Origin of the sequence: Pseudomonas sp. gcc21, assembly GCF_012844345.1 — a bacterium.
Classification (GTDB): Bacteria; Pseudomonadota; Gammaproteobacteria; order Pseudomonadales; family Pseudomonadaceae; genus Halopseudomonas.
Window position 1 is genome coordinate 871,267 of sequence record NZ_CP051625.1, and the last position, 15,464, is coordinate 886,730.

Below are 15,464 nucleotides of genomic sequence, written 5' to 3' on the forward strand. Positions count from 1 at the left end.
GGTGCGGTGTGACGCTATGGGTTGCGCATGAAGTCGCGTAACTGTTCGTCGGTGAGGCGCGAGGCGTTGTGGATCAAACGCGTGACGGCATCCTGTTTCTCGTCCAGTTCACATGCAGTCATGATCCGCTCCAGGTGTTCGGCGGTCGCGTGATACACATCGGTCTGCATGCGGTAGGCGAGCAGGCGGCGCTGGCGCTCTTCTTCGCGCAGCTTGTCGCGGGCGCGTTTTTCGGCCATGCGCTGGGCGCTGGTTTTGGCGGTCATGCGGGCTGCCTCCCGAACTGCAGGTTGTACTTCTTGCACCACCGGCTGAGCGTGCCGCGCGGCACGCCGAGTGCGTCGGCTGCCTTGCGCTGGGTGATGCCGGCCTTGGCGTCTTTGCGTAGCTGAGCCAGCTGTTCTGGCGTCGGGCCTTTATCCGCATGCTCGGTCGGGTTCAGGCCTTCTTCCTTGAGTATGGATTCAGCCAGCTCGCGGGAGCAGTCTGCGTGTGCGGCTATCTCGCTGAGCTTCAGCCGGTTGTTGAAGGCCTCTAGCACCTTGGCGCGGTACCGATCGCGGCGCGCCTTGTGGCGCTGGTGCGCGGCGAGGCCTGATGGGCTGTTCGGCTTGATGTTGGCGACGGTAACGCCTGTGTGCTCAATGCGGCCGCCGGCGGCGAAGAAGGCTTGCTTCAGGGCTTCAAGCTCTGCGGTGGCGGCGAGGTGTGAGGCGGGAATGGATTGCTCAAGCATACTGCGCTCCTGCTGCTTAGCGGTCGTGAAGGCGAATCGATGTCCAGTTCTTGGCGCTGGGTAGCTCGCGGGGCGAGCGGTACACGGGGATGCCCAGGCGGGCGGCTTCGGCTACCTCGGCCTCGGTACCGGCTGAGGTGTGGTAGCCGGGGCAGAGCAGGACCGCATCACAGCGGCGCATCAGCTCCATGGTTGCGGCCAGCCAGTAGTCATCGGGTATATCCGGCGCCGCTTCGTCCAGCCCGCCGGTGTTGGCGTGGGGTATCAGCGGGGACCAGCCCTTGCGCACTGTCTGCATGCCCATGGCGCGGGCTGACTGGATGTTCAGCTCAACGCCGGCGCGGCTCTTGGCGCGGTAGGGGCCGGCGATGTACACCACCGGGATGCGCATAGGGGTTATTGGCGTGCCCGCGGCGCGCGGCGTTGCGGTCATGGCGCTATCTGCAAACATGGCGCGTGCTCCCGGGCGTTGGCGGCCAGCTCTGCAAGGCGCTGGCGCTGGTCGGGTGTGATGGTGCCGATCATCATCAGCGCGGTGAGGTAACCCTGGCACCAGGCGTGCTGGAAGTTGGCCCGCTCCGGATTGCGCTGGTCATGCAGATCATCCAGCCGGGCCAGCAGCGCTATCGTTGCGACGCTCAGGCTCAGGTCTTCAACTGGATTGGGCATGGCGGTTACTCCTTGCTGCTTCGTAGCGCTCGCGCTTGGCGACGGCGGCGGGATAACCCTCGGCCCAGCCGATAACGCGGCCGCCCATGGTGAGCTGCCACCAGGTGCCGCTTGGCTGTGTGGAGGGCAGTACGCGACGGCCTGCTGATTCAATGATGATCGGTTGCATGGTCACTTCCTTTTGTGGGTGCGGTAGGGCGGGTTGTCAGCTGGCTGGCGCGGCTTCGATGTCAGCCTTGATGCGGTCGTACACTTCCTCGCGGTGAACCGGCACGTCGCGCGGTGCGTCGATTGCCAGCCGTACCTGTTGCCCGGCGACGCCGGTAACGGTGATGCGTACGTCATCGCCGACGAGGATGGTTTCGCCAATGCGGCGGGTGAGTATCAACATGGGGATTCCTTTAAAAGATGAAGACGGGGGCTGATGGATCCTTGCCCGCCGCTCTGACGACGGTGGTATTGCGTGGCCTGGCTGGTCGACGGGCCATGGTGGAGCGGTCAAGCTCGCCGGCGACCAGGCACAGCACGATTGCGAGAAGGATTGCTTCGAACGTTTTCATGATCTCTTCCTTGAGGTGCCGGGCTGATCGAGCGTTCGCCCAGGGTGAATAGGTGCCGGTCAGCCCCGGCTGCTCACCACTGCCCAGGTGACGGGCTTTGCGCTATGCTGCGCGCACCACACGACGCAGCTTGCAAAGGAGGGCAGACCGGATGGCGGTCTCTGTTTTGGCGCGATTTATCGCCGATGAATGGTTCAAGATCATGATGATTCTGTGTTTTCTACTATTGTTTGCCGCGCTCACCTTCGAGCTGCAATTCGATAACCTGACGGTCATATTGCTGTCGCTTGCCGGCACCCTGTGGGGTATCGGTGAGATGGCTTGCAGGCCTTACCGGGAAATCATTACCCAGGACACTGTTCTGCCCGGATACGCCAAAATATCCGGTCGCCCCAGGCAGCTTAACGTTGCAGCTTTTTGCCTGTTTTCGATTGCAGTTGTGGTCGCGGCTATGGGTATCTATCGTTTGTGGCTGCTGATACCAGTACTGGAATAAGTGGCCGCTTTCGCCCGGCCAGTCGCCTGTGTGGCGCCCGGCTCCAGGTGAGCCGTATGGGGAGCAAATATCCTGGCTGGCGGATTTAACCTTCGGTGCGCCTGCGCCGCCGTGTACAGCGCGTGCTTGAGGTAGGCAAGCGGCTAACAGTCGAGGCTGGCCCGATCCGTTGACGGGTGGTTATCACCTGCCAGAGTTAAACAATGCGCAGGCGTAAACGACGTAGGCCGCGTATGCGATAGAAGCGGCGATGATCACCACGTCTAGCCAGTGCTCGAAGCGCTCGCCCCATATGAGCTGTTCCACGGTTACCTCAAGCATCTGTATGCCCAAGACGAACATGATGACAACGAACGTAGCGATGACCGGGTTGCCTTGCGTAGCGCTGGCGATCGTCATGGCCGATTTATGGATCAAGTCCATTTCCTTTCTCCTTGTGGTTTCCCGGATGACCCTCACCGAAGATCATCGAGGAAGCGCTTGTCTGGCGTTTCGATTAGTAAGCCCGCCTATACATAATCAAACGGGTTGTAGAGCAGGTCGTCCCGGGTGCCGGGTTTTGCGATTCTGGTTATCCGGACTTTGCCTCTTGGGGCGCGTTCCAGATCGGGTGTGCCGCCGATTACTACCGTGCACACCATCAGCAGTATTGCGAGCGGGGCGATAATGCCGTTGCGGATGGCGTTGGCGATCAGCTGGGGCCGGTTCGAAGCCTTGAGCTTGAACATGGCCGATGCGATGCGCTTCTTAACGCTGTCGGGGGCCAAGCCGGCTTGCTTTGCTATTTCTTTGCCCGTCATGCCGGCGGCTACCATCAAGGTGAATTCCAGCTCTCTCAGGGCCAGGCCCATGTCGAGAAATCCTTTCCATTGGTTGTGAACAATTGCGTTCATGTGTCTGCTCCTGCTTGCTGTTTCCCGATGCACCCGGTGACCAGGTGCATGAGGAAACTCTGTGCCTCCGTTAAACCACGGTGGGCTGGGCTGTGCCTTGGCACTCTCGGGGATCCTGAGGATCCAACAGCCGGTCACGCGCAGGCTACCGGCACTCTCTTTTCTCGATCGACGCTGCACGAGCGGGGTGAGGCATCCCCTGTACCGGATTTGGGCTCCGGCTTGCTGCCCTGGGAAGCGGTGGTTTGCTTCGATGAAATAAAGATTACCGTGAGGTAATACATTGGTCAATACCAATAGGTAATATTTATCGGCATGGCGCTGGGAGGACCACGCCGGAAGACGCGGGGCAGGATCAAACCGCGATGCGATCCGGGATGGTAGAATGTTCTTTTTCTGAGGAAAAACAGGGATATGGATATCACACGGATGTTGCGTTACGGCCGTTTTTTGCTCCCGCCATTTATGGCTTTTCTCGCTGGCCTGGTGGTCATGGCCTGGGCTCAGCGCGGGCTGCAACAGTTCAGCCCTTACCTGGGACTGTCTGATCCGCTTACGCTGGTTTCCATATTCGCTGGCGCAGGGGTATCCATAGCAGGCGGCGGGTTGTTTGCCTGGAATGTGTACAGGTTGTATCGCCGGCATGCGGCCTTACGCGATGGGGAGTGCCTGAGCTGTCATGGTGATATGCGTAGGCGAGATGGGTGGTACGGGGCGTATCGGGTATGTGACTTCTGTGGGGCAAAGCGGGAAGGGTGGAGGTAGCTGACCACAGGGTAAGGGATTGCCCTAGCAGCGAAAGACACAGTGGCGGGAAGGGGGTGGAAGATGCAATGCGTGCTTGGAATGAGGCCGGGAGCCAGGCCCTTGTCTTAATAATTCATTGTCTGCCGTCTCGGCACGAACTGACATTCTAGGCTAGGCGTAATACAGATACGCGGTACCTATGAGAGCGGGAATCCAGGCGAGTATCTGCAGTGCGGCCAATGTCCACTGTAATCGACACTCGTCCACTTTAAGGAATGTTTTCATTTTTTCAATGGAGACGCGCAAATCTTCAGGATACGAATCAGTCTTTCCGTCTATGGAATCAATGACGATATTTTTCGCTTGCTTGATGAGACTGAAATGCCGACGCTGATTATGGACAATTCCGCTGATGACAAGAGAAGCAAACGTTAGACCTAGAACCAGAAATATGCTTTCAAGCAAGTCATCAGACTTGGATAAGGCTATGAGTGCTGCGAAAGATACAGGGATTGCCAGCAATTTCCCTGTTATATCTCCAAGGATCTTTGAGTATTGTGATGCGATGTCAAATTCCGCTTCTGCGACCTCTCTCTTGGCTTTGTGAAATGCAAAGCCACTGAAGTATGTATTAAGGTTAGCCTGGAATAGTTCGGAGAATTTAGTCCATCCAGAAAGAAGCCTTTTAAAGCTATCTTCTTTTGCGCTGGGTCCGCCCAGAAACTCTGATACGGTTGCATAAAAGACGCCCCTGCGGCTCGCATAGTGCGGATCCGATTCAGGTGCCGCCTGGGCTAGTTGCTCAAGAAGAGTAATGTCAATGTCGCGGCATATCGAAATGATCTCTTCTGAAACCACGGTATTGATAAGTAACGGCTTTATTGATTGCGCGGAACCGGCATCGACGAATACGAGCTGAAGACAACCTGTCTCGCTCTTGCTGTCATGATAATGTGCAACCTTGGCGAGAAGGGAAACAGCTTTGCAGGCGGTGGAAATAGCCTCAACGGCCCAATGGGGTTCTATGTCTTCCGAATAGGCATCCAGTCCCACGATATAGTATTGAGATGGGCAGACGCCGCGAGAAATCTCTGAGCCGGAGGCGAGCAATGCGGTCAAGTTTTGGTGAAAGGTGGACAAACTCTGAGAGTGCGTGTGAATCCGAAAGGATATCTCGCAACCCTGGGAAGGGGCGTCTTCCATATAATCTGTGTCGACCGACACACCATCTACCGTGAGATGATCAACTACTGCACTGCCACTGGTCGCGATTTCATCAATCATTCGCAGCCCGTTCTCGAAAGGAATAACCCCTGAAACGATACCTTCTTCGAAGGAAATTTTATGGCTTATTCTATAGAGTTGGACCAGCGAGCTTATATTCATTCGTGCTAGCTACCAAGTTTGAGCTGAGCCTGTATTTCTGACAGCAGCTCTTCAGGAAGGTTCTTTAGTGTGATGGTTTGACTTTTACTGTTGTAGTATACGGTAGCGGCATCGCTTTTACCAAGCGCCATACGGTCGAATTCGAGGTTCCAGTTCTTTGTTTTCCCTTTGATATGTGTATTCTTCTTTAGCTCGCCAGCATGGACTGGGAACTCAACTGGAACGCCAATGTCCTCGCTATTAAGATGTTTGGTCAGTTCTTCGACAATGGTCTCTGCTTGTTCCAAATATTTCGTCGGAATGCTCTTTCGGACAATTTCTCCAATGTCTGAAAGTCTTGCTGACTTCTCGTCTGCTTTCTGTTGGGAAAGATAATCCGTTAGCTCTTGTCTCAGTCTTTTAGTGTTTACTTTCCAGTCTGCTCGTTCGGTAAACCATTTCTCTGTCTCAGTTAGGACCCGCTTGGTGGCTTGAGAAGACGTAGATCCTTTCGAGCACCCGATTGCTGAGATAAAATAGCCGGAAGTGCCTTTGGATGAGCTCGGACTGATGAAGCTGAGATAGTTTATCGATTGTTTTTGTTCTTCGCTCGCGCTTAAAAAAGCAGCGTATTTCGCTATGTTGATTTTTGCAGCTGAGGATATTCTATCGAGCTCAAGCCGATCGAGTTCCTCAGGCTCAAGGTTCGGGCTTATGGTGATGCCAGGTGTTTTCTTGATCATTACCACGAGCAGAAAGCGCTCAGCAGCAATCACGTAATCAGCAAACATGAAATAACCGCCGGTTGACGCTGTGGCGATTTCTGCCAGGCGATACAGCTCACCCATAGCTATCTTACTAAGAGCGATAAAATCGCCATCGCCTTGGGAGCTGTTGATGTAGGTTTTGTAGCCATCTGGAAACGGACCTCTATCATGGGTCGTCTTAAACGTCCCGTAATGAGCGCCGTTCATGCGGGTTCCATAGACCTTCGTCACGCCTTCAACTAATTTTTTAACCGTAGCATTTTGGCTGTTTAGCACGGTTTCTCGGATGTGTCTTTTGGATATGGACTTGTGCTGTTCTTTTACGATTTCGTGCACGATGACACGCGAGATGGCGATCTCTGCCATTGGATCCTTCCTTGAAGTTGAAGAGCGGTCGATTTATAAGTTACGAGCATTCCAAGCCAGCAGCATGCGCCCTAGTAGACACGTGCATAGATAGCCAGCTTCAAAGTTTTTTTGCGTTCCAAACCAGCAACACCCGTGCGTGTACCGTCACATCTGAGATGTTGATCACCTGATCCTTGTGCCGGGGGTTGTCGCTGATCATGTCGAAGTGGGTGGGGGAGTGCTTCTGCAGGCGTTTGACGTAGAGCAGGTTGTCCCAGGTCAGGACATAGATACCGTCACCAATGAACTGGTTGACGCCGCGGTCAACTATCAGCGGGTCGCCGTCGTTGATGGTGCCTTCCATGCTTTGGCCGAAGCCAGTGATGATGGCCAGATTATCGGCCTTGCTGAATGAGATGCCGCGCCCGGACAACAGAGACTCATGAACCGTCACGTGCCGGATTGTCTCGATGTAGTCCGCAGGTATCTGGCCGTGGCCCAGGGCGCCGCGCACGTTGTACTGAGGGATGGATATCTCCCCGTCCTTGAGCTTGCCCTTGCTGGAGAAATCAGCAGCGATCACGTTGCTCTCCTTGTCTTTATTATTTTCTGGTTTTTTTATGTCTGCCGACGCGGCTATAGGGCGATCCAAGGCATAACAATCTAGCCCGAATGCCTTTTCAATCTCTCGCGCAAAATCCTCTCCGATCGTTTTCGACCCTGCGCGCTCAGGGGCCGCCAAGCAGCGGGAGATAAAATTCTGTGGCTTTCCAAGTCTCTCCGCCAGGCGCGACTGCGCCCCACGAACTCCATTGAATTCGCGATCCATTAGCGACTTGAGGTTGCGTCTGCGCACTTCGCGTATGTCCATGTCTGAATAATCCATTTCCATTACTAGAAGGTAAATGACCGGATGGTATTGATTTGTGATTACCGGACGGTAATAATGCTGGGCAATACCACCGGAGGTTCATATGGGAATCCGACATAACGATCTGCTCGATTGGGTCAAGACGGCCACGGACGAGCAGGTTATCGCTACAGGTACCTCTCGCGGCTACCTGCGCCAGATCGGCTATGGGAACAAGGCTGCGTCCGCCGCAACTGCGGCTCGCATTGAGGTCGCGACCAATCGCCTTGTTACCCGCCAAGAGCTTCGCCCGAACGACTGGATGGTCGTCTGGCCTGAGCTGGCGGCTGCTTGACATAAACATTATCGATCAGCGGGACAAGGGAAGTAAGAACACTGCGGGGCCTGTTTAGTTATCCAGTAATTTTTTTCAGTGCAGACCATGGAAAAGAGGGGCTTTCCCTTTGCACTGATAGATGAGGACAACGGAACAGCTAAATCGCAGGCACAAAAAAGCCCGGTGGCTAGACCGGGCTCGATACAGCAGTAGCAATGAGGAAAGATTATATGAATACCATGATCAAGGCAACACACGACAGGGCGTCACGCAGTAGCATCACACTAAGCAGCAGCGAAATAGCTGGCCTGGTTGGAAAGCGGCACGACAATGTGAAGCGCACCATCGAAACACTGGCGGAGCAGGGCGTTATCACTTTTCCTCAGATTGAGGAAAAGCCCTCAACAGGCGGCAGGCCGTCGAGCCACTACCTGTTCACCGGTGACCAGGGCAAGCGCGACAGTATCGTTGTTGTCGCCCAACTATCCCCCGAGTTCACAGCGCGTCTCGTTGACCGCTGGCAAGAGCTGGAAGCCAATCAGCTCCGCATCCCCCAAACCCTACCCGAAGCATTGCGCTTGGCTGCCGATCTGGCTGATGAGGTCACGTCACTACGCCTCGTCACACAAGAGCAGGCGCCGAAGATTGCCGCACTGAACCGTCTGGCCACTGCCCGGGGCACGCTGTGCATGACTGACGCGGCCAAGCACCTCGGCGTACAGCGCAAGGTGTTGTTGGAGTGGATGCAGGTGAACCGCTGGATCTATCGCCGTGAAGGCTGCGCGCATTGGCTGGGTTATCAGCCGCGGCTGGCTGCTGGATTGCTCGAGCACAAGGTAACGGTCTTGGGCAGTGACGAAGGGTTACAACGGCTTGCGTCACAGGTTCGCGTCACACCTAAAGGGCTGGCTGAGTTGGCGCTGAAAGTGGGAGGGCTGAGCTGATGGCCGGCGAATGGATAAAGATGCGCACGAACCTGTGGAATGACCCCCGTGTGTCGCGCCTGTGCGATATGACGGACCAGCCGGAGGCGATGGTAGTGGGTGGCCTGTACTGGCTGTGGGCGATGGCTGACGAGCATTCAGAGGATGGCTTTTTGTCTGAGCTGACAGTGCGCGCCATTGACCGCAAAACCGGCGTGACCGGGCTTGGCCAAGCGCTGATTGATATCGGCTGGATGATCAAGGCAGAAGGCGGTTTGCGTGTCGTAAACTTCGATGAACACAACGGTGCGTCCGCAAAACGGCGCAGCATGGACGCAAAGCGTAAGTCATGTGTCCGCAAAGTGTCCGCAAGCGATGCGGACAAAAAGCGGACACCTACCGGAGCTAGAGTTAGAACTAGAACTAAAGAAGATTTAAACCCCCCTCACACTCCGCATGCGACGCCTGACGATCTGCCAGCCGGTGTGATCGCCATGCACCTGGAGTGGCAACCCGACCCGAAGACCCTGGCGGCCTACGCCAAACGCGCCGGGCTGGATATCACCCTGTTCACCCCTGATGCCATCGGCCCGTTCGTGGTGCACCACAGCGCGAAGGCGACGGTGAAGCCCGAGACGGAGTTTGTGAGTGCGCTGATCAACTGGATCAAGCGCGACCAGGTGCAGGGTGCTCGTGTGGTGCCGCTGCGGGCCAGACAGGCCAATGGGGCGAACTTCGATGACACCGCCACCGGCTGGCTGGGAGAGTGACCATGAAAACCGTTAACCAACTGATTCCATCCGCCGGCAAGTTGCTTGCGTCGCCTGCTGCTCCCGCCGCGCCGGTGAAGGCCAAGGAACTGCCACCCGAGGTCAAGCGTGCCACCGAGAAGCTGATCAACGATCTGTTCGCCCGTCTGCGCTCGATCTATCCGGCGTGGAAGCAGGCGTGGAACAGCGAGGAGCTGTACCGGCTGACCAAGGCGGAGTGGACCCAGGCGCTGCTGGATGCGGGCATCACCGAGTGGGCGATGATCGAGCGCGGGCTGTCCCGCTGCCGACAGGAGCCGGGTGATTTCATTCCATCGGTGGGCAAGTTCATCGAGCGCTGCTGGCCAACCGCTGCGGAGCTGGGTGCGCCTGATGCCGAGACGGCGTACTGGGAGGCGCAGCGCAACAGCCACCCGTCTGTGGCGGGGCATGAGCGCTGGAGCCATGTGGCGGTATTCCATGCGGCGATCCAGTGCAGCCGGCACAGCCTGCTGACCCTGCCTGCCGAGGTGGGGCGTTTGAAGTTTGCGGCCGCTTACGCCGAGGTGCTCAAGCGCGTGGCGCAGGGTGAGCAGCTGGCCGAACCGGCGCCGGCGTTGCCGCGTGATGTGCACCGCAAGGGCGACCCTGCCACCGCGAGGGCTGCACTGGCTGGGTTGCGTAATTCACTGACTGGGGCGTGCGCGTGATGACGAAAAAGCTTGAGTACGTGGGCGTGGCGGGGCTGCGCATCCTTGGCCTGACGATGGTGCTGTGGGTGGGATTCGTTGGCGGGGTGATGCTGTGCGCGTGGCTGCTGGGGGGTACGCCATGAGCTGCGCTGAGGTGCAGCTGAGCGAGGCGGAGATCAAGCGTCAGGCGGAGGGTGTTGCGGGTGATTTGCGGGACCCTCGCCACCCCGGGTTGCGGTTGCGCTTTCGACAGGACCGTACCGGCGCAAGCTGGTTTCTGATCCGGGCGAAGAAGTGGCACAAGGTCGGCACCTGGCCGGAGCTGTCAGCCAAGGCGGTGCTGGGGATGTTGCCTGAGTTGCGTGCGCGGTTGGCAGCGGATCCGGCTGCTGTGGTTGGCTCGGCCCAATGGAGCACTGTCGGCGAGTTGCTGGAATGGTACCGCGCCCGCGTGGAGCGTGATCGCAGCTTGAGCGCTAAGCGCCGGTCTGGCGTGGCATCGGCCATCAACTGCAATCTCGAGCCGTTGCTGGGTACTGTGCCGCTGCGAGAGGTTACCCGGGAAGTGATCGATCGCCGTCTGATGTGGCCCCTACAGGAGCGGCTGTCACTGAGCTATGTGCGGCAGAACCTGCGCATCCTGACGATGGCATTCAAGCAGGCGCACCGTCTGGAGCTGATCGGTGATAACCCGATGGCCAGCATGAAGTTCTGTGAGTTTGTACAGGCCCGCATTAAGCCCAAGGCAGCACGGCTTCATTCGATGGATGCCGAGGCACTGCTGCAGAAGCTCGCAGGTATCTGGGAGCAGGACGCAGCCCAGGCAATGCTCCCGCTGATGATGCTGTGTCACGGTACGCGGGTAGGGGAAACCCGTCAGGCCCGGTGGAGGCATATCAGCCTGAGCGACCGCGTGTGGATTATCCCGGCCGATGCAACCAAGACCCGCACTGAGCATGTGATGCCGCTAACCGAGCAGGTGTGCGCGCTGCTGGAGCGGTATCGGGCGAGCCTGAATCTCAGGCACAAGGACAGCGCTTTTGTGTTCCCAGGCACACCCGGCAATGCGATGTCCGAGAAGGCGGCGAGCTACCTGTTCAATCGCATCAGCGGCGGCGAATGGTCGAGCCATGACCTGCGCAAGCTGGCCCGTACCGGCTGGGCTGACCTTGGCGTGGATTACCTGATCGGGGAGTTGCTGCTGAACCATGCGATGGGCTTTGCAGCGCAGACCTACATTCACACCACGGCGGATGACCTCAAGCTGGATGCGCTCAAGCGCTGGCATGACTGGTTAGATGCAAGAGGCTTTGATGCAATCCACGGCTTGATCGACGGCGAAAAGGCGGTTTGCGCAAATGCCGCCTAAGCCAGAGCGGGCGCGGGATGCAGCATTACCGGGGAACAGTAAAAAGAGAGGCAGCAATTCAATGGAAAAGCAGCAAAAGCGGGATCACGGGCACTACAAGAAAGACGTGTCCCATCTGCGCATGGTCGATGTGTACCGGGTGGTTGAGCTGTTCGACGTTCCAGCAGGCCCCATCGATCACGCCGTTAAGAAGCTGCTTTGCGCTGGCATGCGGGGGCATAAGGATCTGGCCCATGACATTCAGGATGTGATCGACAGCCTGGTGCGCTGGCAGGAGATGCGCGAAGAGGATAGCCGGGGCGTTGATCTCGATTTGCAGAACCTATGGACGGAAGGCGAGGCGCGCATGGAGCAGATCGGGCGCAACTCGAATGACGGCCTGCATTACACAGACCCGCACGGTTGATCTGTGGCGAGTGCTGGTTCGAAAGAGACGACCCGTTCCACCAGGTGGACAAAGATTGCGCCGGACACCTGGGGCAACGGCAAGTACAGGCTGTACATCGCGCTGATGCCTCACCCGGTGTACTGGCTCAGCTCCAGCTCTGGGAAGAGGCCGCAGCGATTCAAGTCGATGGAAGCGGTAATAGAGAGGTGCAAGAAAAATGATAATTGATCTGCCATGGCCGCCCAAAGAGCTGTCACCCAACGCCCGCACACATTGGGCAGCGAAAGCCCGCATCGCCAAGCGCTACCGCTCCACCTGCCGCATTCTCGCCATGCAGGCGAAGCTGAAGGCCCCCGTCAGCGGACCGATCCCGATTGAGATTGTGTTCTATCCGCCTGACCGCCGCCATCGAGACGACGATAACTGTACCGGTGCGTTCAAGCCGGGCCGCGATGGCGTGGCGGACGCGCTGGGCGTCGATGATTCCCGCTTCCGCACGGCCCCGACGATCAGTGACACACCTATCAAGGGTGGCGTAGTGCGCTTGACCTTCCTGTCGGAGGGCGACCAATGAAGCGATCCGGACCTGATTTCATTCAGCCGCTGCGCATGCCGTGCCGCTGCCACGAGTGCAAGGGCAAGGGCCTCACCCGCGGGCTGTTTCATGAGCTCGACTGTGTCACCTGCGCTGGCGTGGGTTGGCTGCCCAGTGCAGGGCAGGACATCACCATTGAGCTGGGGCGGATGCTGACCCATACGCTTGAGCGCGCACGGCAGCTGGAGCGGGCAGGGCAGCATGCATCAGGCCCTGAACGCGACTATCAAGACACTGGCCGAGGCGGTCACCGTGGTCACTGGACAGGGGATTAACTATGTCGCGCACCGATGCCGAGAACCTGCTGGAGAACTGGGGCCGCTGGGTCTGGCAGCAATCTGGCGTGCCGGGCTACACCAGCCCACTGCATGCGTTGATGCGGGACAACGTGGCGACGGAATCAACCCCGGCTGCTGCGATTACCGACGATGAGGCGCTGATGATTGACGCCATTGTGGCCCGTATGTGGCGCCGTGATCCGCAAATGGCGGACTGCCTGCGCATCTACTATTGCACGGGGCGTACGATGCATGCAGTCGGGCGGATGCTGGGCCTGTCCAGACTCAAGGCGCGGGAGCTGTTAATAGCGGGTAGGGCATACGTCGAGGCAAATATAGACGTGCTGATGGCGGCATAGCACAACATATAGTGTTTTAAGTGTTGACTGTGTTAACACGAAACAGGTAGATTGTGCGCAGATTGCGGTTTTACCGCTTGAGAATAAAGCCCTGGCCTTAACAGCCGGGGCTTTTTCGTTTTTGTCTGCGCTATCTGCGCACCTTTATAGCCGCCAAGCCTCTGGACGGATTGGGAGTCACCCGGTCGCCTCAAGCTCAAATCGTGCGGCTTTTTTTATTTCAGGCCCGGCCATTGCGCTGGGCCTTTCTGTTTCTGGCTCCCGTGCCTGCACCTTCGCTCCCCGGCAGGCAGCACGGTATCGCGGAGCCAGTCTTACACCGCTTGCCGATGAGGCAGGTTCTATTGTGCGGAGGGCGCTGATCCTCGGCTGGAGGAATCCCGATGTCCAATACAGCTCAACTCGCCCATGACGCCGCGCTGGGTGCCGCCAAGGCATCGCCCGGCATCGTCGTTGCTGCAACAGGGGCAACCGGCGCAGTTGACTGGTCCTCCATCGCGTACGCGACCACGGCGCTGTATATGGTGCTGCAGATCGTGCTGCTGGTTCCCAAATATCGGGAAATGATCCGGGGATGGGGCAAGAAATGAACATCGTCCAGAAGTCATTGATTGCTGGCTCAGCCGCCATTGCCGCGACCATCGTTGGCTATTTTGAAGGCCGCGAGCTGGTTGGGTATCTGGACCCGGTCGGCATCCCGACGGTGTGCTACGGGCACACAGCCACGGCTGAACTTGACCAGGTGATGACCGAGGCGGAGTGCGAAGCCTTGTTGCTCGCTGATCTGGGCCATGCACTGGCTACCGTTGATGCTCAGTTGCCCGGCTTGCCACCAGCGACACGCGCAGCGCTGGGCAGCTTTGTTTACAACGTGGGCAGCGGTGCGTTCCAGGGATCAACGCTGGTACGCAAGGCCCGCAATGGCGACCTGATCGGTGCGTGCAATGAGCTGCCGCGCTGGGTATACGCGGGAGGTCGCAAGCTGAACGGGCTTGTACGCCGGCGTGAAGCTGAACGCCAGCTGTGTCTTGAAGGGGTGCGCAATGAACCGAATCCTGTTGAGTCTGTGCGGCCTGCTGCTACTGGCAGCGCTGCTGCTGGGGTGGCGTCTCGACCGCCATAGCGCAACGATAGCCAAGGTTACCGATCAGCTGTCGCGTGCCGAAGCAAAGGCCAACAGCCTGACCAACACGCTGCGCTTGCAGCGTGAACTGATCACTGATGCCGCGGCACTTGATGCCCGGCACACCCGGGAGTTGCACGATGCGCAGCGTGAGAATGATGAGCTCCGTGCCGCTGTTGTTGCTGGCACTGTCGGGCTGCGCGTCAACGCCAGCTGCCCCAGAGTGTCCGACACCCCCAGCACCACCAGCCTGGATGATGGAGCCGCCCCTGAACTCACAGCAGACGCTCGAGAGGCTTATCACACCCTACGAGCGCAACTGACAGCGGACCGCGCCAAGCTGACAGGCCTGCAAGACTACATCCGCGAGACCTGCAGATGAAAGCCAGCATGAAGGTCACTGATCTGGATGACGCCATGCAGGCGCTCAACCAGCTGGGGCCCGCCCGATCCGGTCGCGCTCTTGCGCAGGCGCTGAACGAAACGGTCAAGGTCGCAGAGCAAGAGCTGCGCGGCCAGGCACAGAGCGTGTTCGACAGGCCCACGCCTTTCACGCTGAATGCATTCCGCATCACCTACGCCAAGCCATCCAACCCAGAAGCTGCGGTCTGGGTGAAGGACGAGAAGAGCGGCAGCAGTGGGGGGCAGGCGCCGGAGGATTGGTTTGCACCGCAGGTGTATGGAGGTCCGCGTGAGGTCAAGGCATCGGAGCGATGGTTGCGGCAGGCAGGGATACTGCCAGGCGGCAAGTTCATTGCGCCGGGGAAAGGCGCTCGGCTCGATGCGTACGGCAACATATCGCGCGGGCACATGATGCAGATCCTGTCCGGCCTCAGAGCAATGGACCGGGCTGGCTCTGACCACAACGCGACAGGCAGTCGACAGTCTTCGAAGAAGGGCCACGGCCAAGCGTTCTTTGTGCTGAGCCGGGGTGACGCACCGATAGGTATAGGAGAGCGGCGGGGCAGCTCAATGCAAGTGGTATTGCTGTTCGTTAGCGAGCCGGACTATGCGGCGCGCTTCGACTTTCACGGCACTGTACGCAAGGTCATCGAGAATGATGCATTGGTTGAAAGCGCTATCGACAGGGCTATTGCTGATGCTCTGGGCTGATGGGGCCTGGCTCCGCGCCTGCCTCGCAAAATTTCAAAAGGTACTCCCGGGCCCCACCCCCACTGAGGGTTATTCGAGGCCCGGTGTCGAGCTTCATATGAGGTTTT

Annotated in this window: 27 protein-coding genes; 15 read left to right on the top strand and 12 right to left on the bottom strand. The window is 58.1% G+C overall.

What is annotated here, in order from left to right:
• Nucleotides 1-14: 14 nt before the first annotated feature.
• From HG264_RS04150 to HG264_RS04180, 7 genes are read right to left on the bottom strand one after another with little or no spacing between them, the layout of a single operon-like run.
• Complete coding sequence (locus HG264_RS04150) at nt 15-266, bottom strand: hypothetical protein (protein WP_169406475.1); 252 nt, start codon at nt 264-266, stop codon at nt 15-17.
• Nucleotides 263-736 carry a helix-turn-helix domain-containing protein gene (locus HG264_RS04155; protein ID WP_169406476.1) on the bottom strand — a complete coding sequence of 158 codons (474 nt, stop codon included), beginning with the start codon at nt 734-736 and terminating at the stop codon, nt 263-265. The genes HG264_RS04150 and HG264_RS04155 overlap by 4 nt, the downstream gene beginning before the upstream one ends.
• 16 nt (nt 737-752) lie before the next feature.
• Nucleotides 753-1,187: a DUF4406 domain-containing protein gene (locus HG264_RS04160; RefSeq protein WP_169406477.1), complete on the bottom strand. Its 435-nt coding sequence runs from the start codon at nt 1,185-1,187 to the stop codon at nt 753-755.
• Nucleotides 1,166-1,405, bottom strand: coding sequence for a hypothetical protein (locus HG264_RS04165; protein ID WP_169406478.1), 240 nt, complete (start codon nt 1,403-1,405; stop codon nt 1,166-1,168). The genes HG264_RS04160 and HG264_RS04165 overlap by 22 nt, the downstream gene beginning before the upstream one ends.
• Nucleotides 1,389-1,574 carry a hypothetical protein gene (locus tag HG264_RS04170; protein ID WP_169406479.1) on the bottom strand — a complete coding sequence of 62 codons (186 nt, stop codon included), beginning with the start codon at nt 1,572-1,574 and terminating at the stop codon, nt 1,389-1,391. The genes HG264_RS04165 and HG264_RS04170 overlap by 17 nt, the downstream gene beginning before the upstream one ends.
• A gap of 36 nt (nt 1,575-1,610) precedes the next feature.
• Entirely contained in the window at nt 1,611-1,796 is a 186-nt protein-coding gene (gene csrA / locus HG264_RS04175; protein WP_169406480.1) for a carbon storage regulator CsrA, read from the bottom strand.
• 10 nt (nt 1,797-1,806) lie between these two features.
• A complete protein-coding gene (locus HG264_RS04180) occupies nt 1,807-1,965 on the bottom strand; it encodes a hypothetical protein (protein WP_169406481.1) in 159 nt (52 codons plus the stop codon).
• A gap of 151 nt (nt 1,966-2,116) precedes the next feature.
• Here HG264_RS04180 and HG264_RS04185 point away from each other — a divergent pair, with 151 nt between their 5' ends.
• Nucleotides 2,117-2,461 (top strand): hypothetical protein, encoded by a 345-nt coding sequence (locus HG264_RS04185; RefSeq protein ID WP_169406482.1) that lies wholly within the window; start codon nt 2,117-2,119, stop codon nt 2,459-2,461.
• A gap of 183 nt (nt 2,462-2,644) precedes the next feature.
• On the opposite strand, the gene HG264_RS04190 is transcribed toward HG264_RS04185, so the two are convergent.
• The 5 genes from HG264_RS04190 to HG264_RS04210 all read right to left on the bottom strand — a co-directional run bounded on the left by HG264_RS04190 (nt 2,645) and on the right by HG264_RS04210 (nt 7,452).
• Complete coding sequence (locus HG264_RS04190) at nt 2,645-2,884, bottom strand: hypothetical protein (RefSeq protein WP_169406483.1); 240 nt, start codon at nt 2,882-2,884, stop codon at nt 2,645-2,647.
• Nucleotides 2,885-2,970: 86 nt separating this feature from the next.
• Nucleotides 2,971-3,354, bottom strand: coding sequence for a helix-turn-helix transcriptional regulator (locus HG264_RS04195; RefSeq protein WP_169406484.1), 384 nt, complete (start codon nt 3,352-3,354; stop codon nt 2,971-2,973).
• A gap of 918 nt (nt 3,355-4,272) precedes the next feature.
• Complete coding sequence (locus tag HG264_RS04200) at nt 4,273-5,385, bottom strand: hypothetical protein (protein WP_169406485.1); 1,113 nt, start codon at nt 5,383-5,385, stop codon at nt 4,273-4,275.
• A 107-nt stretch (nt 5,386-5,492) separates the two neighbouring features.
• Nucleotides 5,493-6,599 (bottom strand): nucleoid-associated protein, encoded by a 1,107-nt coding sequence (locus HG264_RS04205; RefSeq protein WP_169406486.1) that lies wholly within the window; start codon nt 6,597-6,599, stop codon nt 5,493-5,495.
• Between the two features lie 100 nt (nt 6,600-6,699).
• A complete protein-coding gene (locus tag HG264_RS04210) occupies nt 6,700-7,452 on the bottom strand; it encodes a S24 family peptidase (RefSeq protein WP_256663767.1) in 753 nt (250 codons plus the stop codon).
• Nucleotides 7,453-7,555: 103 nt separating this feature from the next.
• Here HG264_RS04210 and HG264_RS04215 point away from each other — a divergent pair, with 103 nt between their 5' ends.
• The 14 genes from HG264_RS04215 to HG264_RS04275 all read left to right on the top strand — a co-directional run bounded on the left by HG264_RS04215 (nt 7,556) and on the right by HG264_RS04275 (nt 15,357).
• Complete coding sequence (locus tag HG264_RS04215) at nt 7,556-7,786, top strand: hypothetical protein (protein WP_169406488.1); 231 nt, start codon at nt 7,556-7,558, stop codon at nt 7,784-7,786.
• 212 nt (nt 7,787-7,998) lie between these two features.
• Nucleotides 7,999-8,712: a phage antirepressor KilAC domain-containing protein gene (locus HG264_RS04220; protein WP_169406489.1), complete on the top strand. Its 714-nt coding sequence runs from the start codon at nt 7,999-8,001 to the stop codon at nt 8,710-8,712.
• Nucleotides 8,712-9,461 (top strand): DnaT-like ssDNA-binding domain-containing protein, encoded by a 750-nt coding sequence (locus HG264_RS04225; protein WP_169406490.1) that lies wholly within the window; start codon nt 8,712-8,714, stop codon nt 9,459-9,461. The genes HG264_RS04220 and HG264_RS04225 overlap by 1 nt, the downstream gene beginning before the upstream one ends.
• Nucleotides 9,462-9,463: 2 nt before the next feature.
• Nucleotides 9,464-10,150 carry a replication protein P gene (locus HG264_RS04230; RefSeq protein ID WP_169406491.1) on the top strand — a complete coding sequence of 229 codons (687 nt, stop codon included), beginning with the start codon at nt 9,464-9,466 and terminating at the stop codon, nt 10,148-10,150.
• A complete protein-coding gene (locus HG264_RS18570) occupies nt 10,150-10,275 on the top strand; it encodes a hypothetical protein (RefSeq protein WP_256663768.1) in 126 nt (41 codons plus the stop codon). Before HG264_RS04230 ends, HG264_RS18570 begins: the two co-directional genes overlap by 1 nt.
• Nucleotides 10,272-11,501, top strand: a complete 1,230-nt coding sequence (locus tag HG264_RS04235; protein WP_169406492.1) for a site-specific integrase — start codon at nt 10,272-10,274, stop codon at nt 11,499-11,501. Before HG264_RS18570 ends, HG264_RS04235 begins: the two co-directional genes overlap by 4 nt.
• Nucleotides 11,502-11,562: 61 nt before the next feature.
• Nucleotides 11,563-11,907: a hypothetical protein gene (locus tag HG264_RS04240; RefSeq protein ID WP_169406493.1), complete on the top strand. Its 345-nt coding sequence runs from the start codon at nt 11,563-11,565 to the stop codon at nt 11,905-11,907.
• Nucleotides 11,908-12,106: 199 nt separating this feature from the next.
• The gene (locus tag HG264_RS04245) at nt 12,107-12,463 is read left to right on the top strand and encodes an endodeoxyribonuclease RusA (protein WP_169406494.1); all 357 of its coding nucleotides are present in this window, start codon (nt 12,107-12,109) and stop codon (nt 12,461-12,463) included.
• Nucleotides 12,460-12,759 (top strand): hypothetical protein, encoded by a 300-nt coding sequence (locus HG264_RS04250; RefSeq protein ID WP_169406495.1) that lies wholly within the window; start codon nt 12,460-12,462, stop codon nt 12,757-12,759. The genes HG264_RS04245 and HG264_RS04250 overlap by 4 nt, the downstream gene beginning before the upstream one ends.
• 2 nt (nt 12,760-12,761) lie before the next feature.
• A complete protein-coding gene (locus tag HG264_RS04255) occupies nt 12,762-13,121 on the top strand; it encodes an antiterminator Q family protein (protein WP_169406496.1) in 360 nt (119 codons plus the stop codon).
• 383 nt (nt 13,122-13,504) lie between these two features.
• Nucleotides 13,505-13,711 (top strand): hypothetical protein, encoded by a 207-nt coding sequence (locus HG264_RS04260; protein WP_169406497.1) that lies wholly within the window; start codon nt 13,505-13,507, stop codon nt 13,709-13,711.
• Entirely contained in the window at nt 13,708-14,244 is a 537-nt protein-coding gene (locus HG264_RS04265; protein ID WP_169406498.1) for a lysozyme, read from the top strand. The genes HG264_RS04260 and HG264_RS04265 overlap by 4 nt, the downstream gene beginning before the upstream one ends.
• A complete protein-coding gene (locus HG264_RS04270; protein ID WP_169406499.1) occupies nt 14,165-14,626 on the top strand; it encodes a lysis protein in 462 nt (153 codons plus the stop codon). The genes HG264_RS04265 and HG264_RS04270 overlap by 80 nt, the downstream gene beginning before the upstream one ends.
• Nucleotides 14,623-15,357, top strand: a complete 735-nt coding sequence (locus HG264_RS04275; RefSeq protein ID WP_169406500.1) for a hypothetical protein — start codon at nt 14,623-14,625, stop codon at nt 15,355-15,357. Before HG264_RS04270 ends, HG264_RS04275 begins: the two co-directional genes overlap by 4 nt.
• Nucleotides 15,358-15,464 lie beyond the last annotated feature (107 nt).